Annotated in this window: 8 protein-coding genes; 3 read left to right on the top strand and 5 right to left on the bottom strand. The window is 63.6% G+C overall.

Annotated features, from left to right (window positions below):
• Positions 1-180: 180 nt before the first annotated feature.
• Entirely contained in the window at positions 181-816 is a 636-nt protein-coding gene (locus KDH09_02885; GenBank protein MCB0218614.1) for a hypothetical protein, read from the bottom strand.
• 365 nt (positions 817-1,181) lie between these two features.
• Here KDH09_02885 and KDH09_02880 point away from each other — a divergent pair, with 365 nt between their 5' ends.
• The 3 genes from KDH09_02880 to KDH09_02870 all read left to right on the top strand — a co-directional run bounded on the left by KDH09_02880 (position 1,182) and on the right by KDH09_02870 (position 5,314).
• Positions 1,182-2,603: a sigma-54-dependent Fis family transcriptional regulator gene (locus KDH09_02880; protein MCB0218613.1), complete on the top strand. Its 1,422-nt coding sequence runs from the start codon at positions 1,182-1,184 to the stop codon at positions 2,601-2,603.
• A 283-nt stretch (positions 2,604-2,886) separates the two neighbouring features.
• The gene (locus tag KDH09_02875; GenBank protein MCB0218612.1) at positions 2,887-3,477 is read left to right on the top strand and encodes a prepilin-type N-terminal cleavage/methylation domain-containing protein; all 591 of its coding nucleotides are present in this window, start codon (positions 2,887-2,889) and stop codon (positions 3,475-3,477) included.
• Between the two features lie 82 nt (positions 3,478-3,559).
• The gene (locus tag KDH09_02870) at positions 3,560-5,314 is read left to right on the top strand and encodes a hypothetical protein (GenBank protein ID MCB0218611.1); all 1,755 of its coding nucleotides are present in this window, start codon (positions 3,560-3,562) and stop codon (positions 5,312-5,314) included.
• Here KDH09_02870 and KDH09_02865 read toward each other — a convergent pair.
• From KDH09_02865 to KDH09_02850, 4 genes are read right to left on the bottom strand one after another with little or no spacing between them, the layout of a single operon-like run.
• Positions 5,306-6,094, bottom strand: coding sequence for an ABC transporter permease (locus KDH09_02865; GenBank protein ID MCB0218610.1), 789 nt, complete (start codon positions 6,092-6,094; stop codon positions 5,306-5,308). The two genes, KDH09_02870 and KDH09_02865, sit on opposite strands and share 9 nt — an antisense overlap.
• The gene (locus KDH09_02860) at positions 6,091-7,311 is read right to left on the bottom strand and encodes an ABC transporter ATP-binding protein (GenBank protein ID MCB0218609.1); all 1,221 of its coding nucleotides are present in this window, start codon (positions 7,309-7,311) and stop codon (positions 6,091-6,093) included. The genes KDH09_02865 and KDH09_02860 overlap by 4 nt, the downstream gene beginning before the upstream one ends.
• Positions 7,308-8,117 (bottom strand): methyltransferase domain-containing protein, encoded by an 810-nt coding sequence (locus KDH09_02855; protein ID MCB0218608.1) that lies wholly within the window; start codon positions 8,115-8,117, stop codon positions 7,308-7,310. The genes KDH09_02860 and KDH09_02855 overlap by 4 nt, the downstream gene beginning before the upstream one ends.
• Before the next feature lie 59 nt (positions 8,118-8,176).
• Entirely contained in the window at positions 8,177-9,286 is a 1,110-nt protein-coding gene (locus KDH09_02850; protein ID MCB0218607.1) for a DUF4340 domain-containing protein, read from the bottom strand.
• Positions 9,287-9,444 lie beyond the last annotated feature (158 nt).

The following is a 9,444-nucleotide window of genomic DNA, read 5'->3' as shown; positions in this document are numbered from 1 at the left end:
TGCCCCGGAGGGCGCGCTGCATGGGCGCGAGAGAGTGGAGACACTGCCCGGATGGTCGCCGCGGGGCTGCGAAAAAGCAGGGAGAAACCCCTCTCCCGCGACAGGTGGGGCGGAGCCGAGCGACGCAGCGCGTTGGTGGCAACGGGAAAGTTTTTACGCAGTTTGGACGGGAAATCCGGCTCAATCGAAGGCAAAACCGACCTGACCCAGCACCCGCACGTTGTCGGATTTCGCGTTGCCCAGGCCGCGGCCGTAGGCAATTGAAAGGCCCACCACGCCGTAAAGCCCCTCGCCCATGTAGCAGTTGAGTCCGCCGCCCACGGTCACGGAAGGATCCGTGGTTGCAATCTTGATCTCGTTGCTGGTGCGCTTGTCGTAGCGGGTCACTTCGAGCCCGCCGCCGGCCACGAAGAGATACGTGCCCAGGTGATAGTCCGTGCCCAGCAGTTCGGAGGGAGCGGGCTCGGTATCAAACTCGGCCTGTAGCCCGCCGCTGTAGCTGCGAGTTCCGTAGGAGATCTGACCATCGGAGTGGAAGGTCGAGTAGCCGGCAATCTCCGCCCGGGGGCCCAGGCGCAAGCCGCTTTCCGCGAGTTCGAAGAGCCAGGCCGCCTCAAACGAAAAGCCCATGCTCTGGTCGCTGCCGCCGCGGGTATCGGCCTTGCCGTATCCAAGCCCCGCGTGGGCAACGATGCGTCCGACCGGAGCCAGCGCTTCCGTGCCCGCCTGCGCCGGTGTCGGCAGTGCCATGAGCCCCAGGGCTGCAACCAGCGCGAGAACCGCCCGGTGAACTTCAAGTTGTAGTGGAGACTTCAATCGCTCATCCCGCCCGTGATGGAGTCCCTTCAACCTAGCCGCCCTGCCCGCGCAGACCTAGACGGGCACAAAAAAATTTGGCCCGGTGGGGGTAGCACCGGGCCAAAGGGGATGTTGAGGTGCCGGATGATCGGGGATCGTATCACCCGGCGGGAAGGAGGAGTCTCGACAGGGTTGCTGTCTTGAGGGTTTACAAAGCACATCCCGTGCCGCGATTTCTCGAATTGCGCCAATGCCCTTCAGGAGCCTGCTCGCTCAGAAATTTCATAAATTTTTGCCTCGGCTACTGACAGAGGATTCTCGATTTGATACAAAGAAGAGACTCAGAATGAGACTGGTAAGGGCTGAGCTTCTCAGAATGAGATATGCGAATCCTTATCATCGACGACGATCCGAGCTTCCGTAAGCTACTCGAACGCAACCTCCAGACAGCGGGATTCGAAACCACCGTGGCGACCTCCGGGCGCGAGGGCCTTGCCCTGCATGCCGAGGGCGGCATTGACCTGGTGGTCAGCGACATCCACATGCCCGAGATGGACGGCATTGCCGCCCTGCGCGAGTTCAGGCGCAAGGACCCCGATCTGCCCGTGGTACTGGTTACCGCCCAGGCGACGGTGGAAACGGCCATGAAGGCCGTGAAACTCGGTGCCTTCGATTATGTGCGAAAACCCACGGATCTCGAAAAACTCCCCACCATTGTGAAAAACGCGCTCTCGAACCGCCAGCTCAGCCGGCGCGTGAGCCAGCTCGAATCGGCGCTGGACGAGAAATACGCGCGTTCTTCAATCATTGGGGAGAGTGCTGCCATGCAGCGGGTCTTCGATGCGCTTTCGCGCGTAACCGACTCCCAGGTTCCGGTGCTCATCACCGGCGAGAGCGGCTCTGGTAAAGAAATGCTGGCCAAGGCGATCCACTTCAGCGGTCCGCGCCGGGACGGCCCCTTCATTGCGGTCAACTGCGCAGCCATTCCCGAGGGCCTCATGGAGAGCGAGCTCTTCGGCCACGAAAAGGGCGCCTTCACTGGCGCGACGGCCGCGCGCCTTGGAAAGTTCGAGCAGGCCAGCGGCGGCACCCTGCTGCTCGACGAGCTGGGCGAGCTTCCCCTGCCCCTGCAGGCCAAGTTGCTGCGCGCGCTGCAGGAAAAGCAGGTTGAGCGCGTGGGCGGGCAGCGGCTCATCGACGTGGACGTGCGCATCATCGCCGCGACGAACGCGAATCTCTCGGATCAGGTAAAGCGCGGCGCCTTCCGCGAAGACCTCTACTATCGCTTGAATGTCTTCCCGATTCACCTGCCCGCACTGCGTGAGCGGCGCGAGGACATCCCTGTGCTGGCGCGGCACTTTCTCGACAAATTCAACCGCCAGGAGGGCCGAACGCTTCAGGGTTTCGCTCCCGAGGCGATGGATCTGCTCTGTTCGCTTCCCTGGCAGGGAAACGTCCGCGAGCTTGAAAACCGCGTTTTCCGCGCCGGGCTTCTGGCACGTAAGCAGGAGATCGATCTGCCGGCGCTGGAGGCTTCGGACGCATCGAGCACTCAGGGATCGCTCTTTGCGGCCAGGGCCCCCGTTGCCGGCGCCGCCGAGACTTCGCCCCGGGCTCAGCCCGAGGCCTGGACAGCGGAGAGCTTTCCCACGCTTGAGGAACTCGAGCGCTCGGCCATGCGCCGGGCCCTGGATCTGACCGACTGGAATGTGGCTGAAGCGGCGGATCTCCTCGGGGTTGGCAAAGCCACCCTCTACCGGAAGATTAAGAGCTACGGGTTCAAGCAGTCGGACAAGGTCGCGTAATAATGCAATGTGTCATCCTCGCGTCGATAGGCCTGATAAGCAGTGCCAAATTTTGTCAGTCGGTTGCGATTTGGCAGCCGGGAAAGCGCCAATCCACGTCACCGGACCTGGAAGTGATGCGCATTCAATCATTGGATGCACCTAACTATCTGAAATTACGGTGGTTTATTTTTCATCTGCTTCACTGGATAGTGGCACAGCGCTTGCTCTATTCAGGGCTTCGTAAGGGCAATTCGTAAGTAACCGCAAGAAGCGTAACAGTTTGGATAGGAGGAAAATTTCCATGCATAAGCTTCGCAAATCCAAGGGTTTCACCCTCATCGAGCTGATGGTCGTTGTCGCGATCATCGGCATCCTGGCGGCTGTCGCCGTTCCCAAGTTCCTGTCGTTCCTCGCCCGCTCGCGTAAGAGCGAGGCCCGCACGACCCTGACCGGTGTCTATGTGACCTCGGAAGCCTACTTCGCTCAGTATGAGTGGTACGGCGGCAGCGGTGCTGCCACCTCGACCGACTCCCTGTGGCGCGTCGGTTTCGCCCCGGCCGGTGCGATCTCGATCTACACCGAAGCCACCGGCGGCCAGGCCACCTGCGAGCCGACCTCGGGCGGCTGCTCCGCGGCCAACGCGACCTTCGAATCCCACATCGTGGGTGACGGCACCGGTACGGGCGTTGTGCATGGCTTCGGCTACAGCATGTGCGGCAACATCGACACCGACGCCGCTGTCGACCAGTGGTACATCAGCGAGGCACAGCGCGCTCCGTGCAACCTCTATGACGACCTGATTGACGGCACCACCGACGACAACTCGGACTCCAACTGCCAGACCTCGGCCTCCGTTGGCACGCGTGCCAACTCGGGCGCCGGCTGCACCTGATTTCTGCTTTGTCCAAGCCTGGAAAGGGCCGCCCTTGTGGCGGCCCTTTTCTTTTTCCCCCGCCCCGATAACCTGTTAGTCGATGACTTCATCCCTCAGACAATCGCGCCGCGTGTGGCTGAGCCTCGCCGCACCGGCCCTGCCCTGCTGGCTTGTGCTGGCAACCGGGGTCGGCGCGGGCTGGGTGCTCAGTGCGGCTTTGATGCTGACACTGCTGAGCCTCGCCGCGGGTACAACGATGTTGCTGCGCCGGGAGCACGAATCCCTCACGCGCAATCGCTGGCTCTGGTTTTCAATGATCGCTTTACTACTCCCCGCGCTTGCCTGCTGCCTGCTGCCGCCGGCGGCGCGCGATGAGCTCACACACCACCTGGCGCTGCCGGGCTTGTGGCTTGAGCGAGGCAGCGTCCGCCCCGTTTCCGGTGTGCTGGTCAGCTACTTTCCCGCGTGGTCGCAGGTGCTCTACGCAGGGGCCCTGAACCTGAACAGCGAGGCGCTCGCGCGGCTCATTCACTTCTTCTTTGGTCTGCTCATCCTCGTGCTTCCCATGGCGCTGCGTGCGAGTCCCGGCAACGATTCGCTGCGCGTTGCGCCGTGGTTGGCCCTGCTGTGGCTGGTCACACCCGCCTTTCACAGCCTGCTGGGAATGGCCTACGCCGACCTGCCGATGCTTGCAGCGCTCCTTGGAGCCTGGTTGTGCTGGGCGCGCTGGAGCGATGAGTGCGAGGGCCACTGGCTCGTATGGGCAAGTCTGCTGGTGGGCTGGGCTCTGGCCATCAAATACTCCGCCCTGCCCGCGGCACTGGTGTTTGTGGGCGCAACGATCGCCGAGTGGTGGCGGCGTGGCAAGGAACTGCGCCCGGGCGCCCTGGCGCCGTTGGGACTCATCCTGCTTCTTCCGGCGCCCCACTTCCTGATCAATCTGATGGAGACCGGCAATCCCATCTATCCGCTTGCCGGGTCGCTCTTTGGGACGGGCGCCGCCTCGGGCGTTGGGGCCAGCCACTGGCAGGTGCGCCGCGACATGTTTGGAGAGTCCCTGCTTGCGCAGCTTCTTGTTCCAATCCGGGTGTTCTTCTCGGGACTGGAAGGCTCGCAGGAACACTTCGACGGCGTATTGAGCCCGCTCTGGCTGGTGCTGCCACCCATGGTGTTGTGGCTGCGACGTCGCCGACTCGCTTCCACCGAGAACAGCCTGATCGTTCAGTTCCTCGCCGTGAGTGCGCTGACGGTGATCTTCGCTTCGGCCCGGGCGCGCTACTACTTGCCGGCCCTGCCGCCGCTGGCGGTCCTGCTGCTGCGCACCGCGCCGCAGGTCGACTGGAACAGAAAAACCGTGCAGGTTGTGGGGCTTGTCTGCGCGCTTGGCGCGCTCTTTGGCGCAGCCCACATCGCAACGCAGTTCATCAACACCGATGCGAGCGCGTATCTCTCGGGCAGGCTCACGCGCAGGGAGTATCTGGAAAAACAGGTCCCCGAATACGGCGCCATCGAGCGCGGTCGAAACGCCTGGGGCGCGGATGCGCAGGTCTATCCGGTCCTGACGGGCAATCGCTTCTACTACATTCCGGCCAGGGTTCTTCTCGACAACGGATTTCTCCCCGAGAGACTTCTCCGCGCCGCGCGCGAGGCCGACACGCCGGCCGGAATCGCAGCGTCGCTTCGCGCCCAGGGCATCACGCACCTGCTCTACCCGCCGCAGTCACTCCGGCGCGTTGCCGAGTCACAGCTCGAGAGCGCCGCTTATGTGCGCATGGCAGGCTTCTTCAAAAACGAATGTGACCGGATTGCCGAGGTGCCGCCCTTTGCGGTCTGCGCGCTGCGCGGCTCAGAGTAGATCTCCCAGCGCATGCTCAACGCGCCGGAACGCGATCAGTCCCAGCGCAAACATCGCCAGGGAGATGAAGGCCAGCGTTCCCCAGACGTTGAACGCGACCTGCGTTCCCAGAATCGCTCCCCGGAAAATGATGACCAGCATGGCCAGCGGATTGGTGTGCACGACTACCAGATCCAGCGGCGGCGGGACCTGCCCGGCCGGATAGAAGATCGGCGTGAGGTAGAGCCAGGCCATGAGCGCGAAGGCGAGCAGATACTGGATGTCGCGATAGAGCACCGTGCCCGCGGCAACGAGCCACGCAATCCCGGCAAGCAGCAACGCTTCGAGCAGGAGCGCCGGAGCGAGCATCAGGACCTGGGAGCCGAGCTCACCGCGCGCGGCAGTGGCGAGAATGAGCGCCAGCAGACACACACCCTGATAGGCCAGCGCGGCGATGAGTGGCACGAGCGGGACCAGCACCCGGGGAATCGGGAAATTCCGAATCAGATTGGCGCGATCGATGAGCGTGGGGGCGGCCTTGCCGATGCCTTCGTTGACGCCGAGCCAGGCGACCAGGCCCGTCAGCAGAAACAGTACGTAACTGCCCACGGCGCCGTCGGCAAACCGGACGCCCAGCACGTAGTAGAACACCACGGTGGTGAACGAGAGATAAAGCAGCGGCTGCAGCACGAGCCAGAGCATCCCGAGCATCGAGCCCAGCACGCGAAGCTGCAGGTCCTGACGAACCAGCGCCCAGTAGAGGGCCCACGCGCTCGCGCGATTGATCTGGCGCGCGCTCACGAGCCGCTCTCCCACCTGCCGTCAAGACAAACCAGGCCGCGGCGGAACCGGTGGTCCAGGGCGCTGTTGTCCACAGTGAAGCTTGCCCGCTGGGTGCGGTAATCGAAGTGCGGTGCCACCGGGTCTTCCTCGCTCAGGACCAGGTGCACGTAGTAGTCACCGGACCCCAGCGGCAGGCTATCCACTGAAAATGTCACGCGGATTGAGCCGGCGTTGTCGCCGAGTTCAACCACGTGCGCATCCTGCGCAACCAGCGTGCCGTCGGGCCGGTGGATGAAGAAGATGATGTGAAGCTCGCGCTGATCGCCTTCGGGCTCGATCACGGCTTCGACGCCAAATGCATCGCCGCTCTGGAAGCGGCTCTTTGAATTGCCGTCCCCATCCACGCAGCTCAGCGCGCGCACATGAAAGGGAGAGACCTCCGACTTGCGGTAGATCCATTCTTTGAGCTCTTCGGCATTCTTGCCCGAGAGCTGTATGTTGGGATCGATGTCGAGAAAGCGCTGGTATTCCTCAATCACCGCGCCCGAGGGGCCGTCCGAGGAAAGCTGGCCGCGCTCGAGCCACAGAGTGCGCGGGCAGAGTTTTTCAATCAGATAGAGATCGTGCGAGGCAAACAGGACCGTGGTTCCCTCCTGCAGCAACTCGCGCGCCTTGGCGTAACACTTCTGGCGAAAGGACTCGTCTCCGACCAGGAGGATCTCGTCGATGAGCAGGATCTCGGGCGCCCGCGCAATGGCCAGCGAGAACCCCAGGCGCAGCATCATGCCGCTCGAATAGGTTTGCAGAGGGGCGTCGATTGCATCGCCAAGCTCGGAAAAGGCGATGGCTTCGGCTTCAACTTCGGCCGTTTGAGCCGGATGAATCCCATACAGGCGCATTCCAAATCGCAAGTTCTCCCGGCCCGATAGCAGCGGGATGAAGAGCGACTGAAGATCGAGAACCGCGCGGGTGGTGCCACCCACTTCGAGGGTGCCCGCGCTGGGCCGGTGGATCCCGGCGATGACTCGAAGGAGCGTGCTTTTTCCCGCACCATTGCGGCCGATCAGCCCGACTGCTTCGCCCTGGCTGACCTCGAAATCCAGGTTTTCCAGCGCGTGGACGCTCGCACTGCTTCGGGCGCGGCGGCCGCGAGCCAGCCAGTCCAGAATGCGCAGCAGGCTGCGCCCGGTCTGGTAGGTCTTCGAAAGACCCTGCGCGCTGATGGCACTACTCATTCAGGCAGCCCCAGAAGGCGCGCCAGGCGGCCGGTGATGCGCCAGCGAAGCGAGCGACGCATGGCCGAGAGCTCACCCTTGAGCGCGTCGCGCTCACGCTCGAGATGGGCAATGTCGGATTCCAGGCGACGCAGGGTGGCGGCTTCGTAGGTGTCGAGCTCATGCCAACTTGCAGCACTTTTCACACTCGGCAGCTTGTCGTTGCCCGCCAGCGCGACCCAGTGAGTGGGGAGCACCTGCCCGCGCGGATAGGTCTTGCCCGCGTCGATGGCGCTGCCGCACAGGGCCTGCTGGGAGAAAATCCGCACATGGGCAAAGACCGCTCGCAGTTCGTCCTTGAGCTGCTCAGCGGTTTCGTAGCACCGCAGGTGATGGCGATTCCCGGGATCATTGATGGCAGGTGTGGAGAGAACCACGACGCCGCGTGGGCGCAGCACGCGGGCGAGCGATTCGAGCGCGGCGCGCGGATCTTCCAGGTGCTCGATGATTTCCAGGAAGAGCACCAGATCGAAGCGCGGTTTCCTCCAGGGAAGTGCCTGCGCGGCGCCGTGGCGAATCTCGACCTTTTTGAGCCCGTGCAGGGTATCGCGGGCAAGGTTGCAGGCGGCCTCGTCGGCATCGAGAAGGGTGGCCGACTTCGCGCCGGCTTCGATGCATGTGCGCGCACCAATTCCCGCACCGCAACCTACATCGAGCAGGTCACGCTCTTCAGCGAGCTGTGCGGCAAAGGCATAGCGCGCCTCGTGTTCGAGGCGCAGGCGATCGGATGGCCGGTCGCCCGGGTCGTATCTCTCGGGTGCGCTCATGGGGCTCCAGAAACTCTTTCGCCCACTATATCCGAGCGCGGGGCCCGCGCCCAAGCGCTCTAGTTGGGAATGGCGCCGTGATTCGTATCATCGAGCACGGGCGAGTCATCGGAAAGGTCCTCGGATTCACCCGGCATGTCGGCCGGCACATTGGCAGGTGATTGCTCCTCACTCGAGCCCTCGGGCATGGAGGGTTTTGGCGGCGCCGGTGCCAGGTCTTCAAGCGTCTTGGGCAGCTCGCCAATGGCGGCGGGCTTTACCGTGAAGACTTCGTCCGAGCTGTTTGTCGCGACGTAGTAATCGCCCGAAGCCGCCTCCACGCGGTCTCCCACCTGGAGACGCGCCAGCTCTGCGCCGGACGCATCCTTCAGGGCGATGGTCTGCGTGGGGCTGGAGAGCCCGTATTCAGGCGCGCGGTCGGCGAGCTTGTCGAAGGTAAACTCCGAGACGACAAGGAACTTCAGGTCGCCCAGCATGGCATCGACCTTGGTGTTGTCGACCAGCGCCTCGCCATTGCCGCTCACTTTCCAGCTTCCCTCGATGCGATCGAGGGCAAAGGGCTCGCCGGCGTGGTGGGCGATTTCAATGCGGGCGACCTGTTCGGTCTCGAAATTCAGCAGGCGACGCGGGCGGAAGTTCGCCACGCCGCGATCGAGCTGGCCGCGCATGTAGCCGTCCATGAGAAAGACCGCGTTGCCGTCCTGGTTGGTGACGTAGAGCTTTTCGCCGACGGGGGTGCTGTCACCGATCACGATGCGCCGGGTCCACTCGGCACCTGCGGCGTGCTTGCCGTGGATTTCGATGGAGGGCCCCTCGTCCTTGATCCCGTAGTCGGAGAGATTGACCGCGCCTTCTTCAACGAGACCCGTGCCCTGGACGCCGCGCACGAGTTCGAGAAAGTCATTGATCCAGTCTTCGTCGGCCTCGTAGCGCGTGGGGTTCTGCTCGTCCCAGGAAACCCAACCATCCTCGGTCTTTTCGATGTGGGCGGGTGGGCCCTCGCCCACGGCAATGCGGGCACTCAGCGCCTCGTCCGTGGGGAAATCCACCACGTAGCGCAGCGCCGGCTCGTCGCTCTCGTCGGCGACCTCGCGCTCGGCTTCGACGAAATACAGGTAGGCACCAAAGGCCAGCCCCACCAGCAGCAGGATGAGTGTGTTGCGTTTCATGACACCCTCCGGCGGCGCCACACCAGAATGCCCACGGCCAGCAGCAGGCCCGGCACCGCAACGCGCGAGACCCACTTGACCGTGCGGTGCATGGACTCACTGGGCAGGTCGATCGTTCCCATGTCGCGCTTTCGCGGGCGGATGGAGACGAGGTCCTC

The organism is Chrysiogenia bacterium, from assembly GCA_020434085.1.
In the GTDB taxonomy this organism is placed as follows: Bacteria; JAGRBM01; JAGRBM01; order JAGRBM01; family JAGRBM01; genus JAGRBM01.
The sequence above is the reverse complement of the archived record's forward strand: the minus strand, read 5'-3'. Positions and strand labels throughout refer to the sequence as shown.

Bases quoted from the DNA above. Each gene is read 5' to 3' on its own strand.
- KDH09_02880 (MCB0218613.1), top strand. From the start codon at position 1,182: ATGCGAATCCTTATCATCGACGACGATCCGAGCTTCCGTAAGCTACTC.
- KDH09_02875 (MCB0218612.1), top strand. From the start codon at position 2,887: ATGCATAAGCTTCGCAAATCCAAGGGTTTCACCCTCATCGAGCTGATG.
- KDH09_02870 (MCB0218611.1), top strand. From the start codon at position 3,560: ATGACTTCATCCCTCAGACAATCGCGCCGCGTGTGGCTGAGCCTCGCC.
- KDH09_02860 (MCB0218609.1), bottom strand. From the start codon at position 7,311: ATGAGTAGTGCCATCAGCGCGCAGGGTCTTTCGAAGACCTACCAGACC.
- KDH09_02855 (MCB0218608.1), bottom strand. From the start codon at position 8,117: ATGAGCGCACCCGAGAGATACGACCCGGGCGACCGGCCATCCGATCGC.
- KDH09_02850 (MCB0218607.1), bottom strand. From the start codon at position 9,286: ATGAAACGCAACACACTCATCCTGCTGCTGGTGGGGCTGGCCTTTGGT.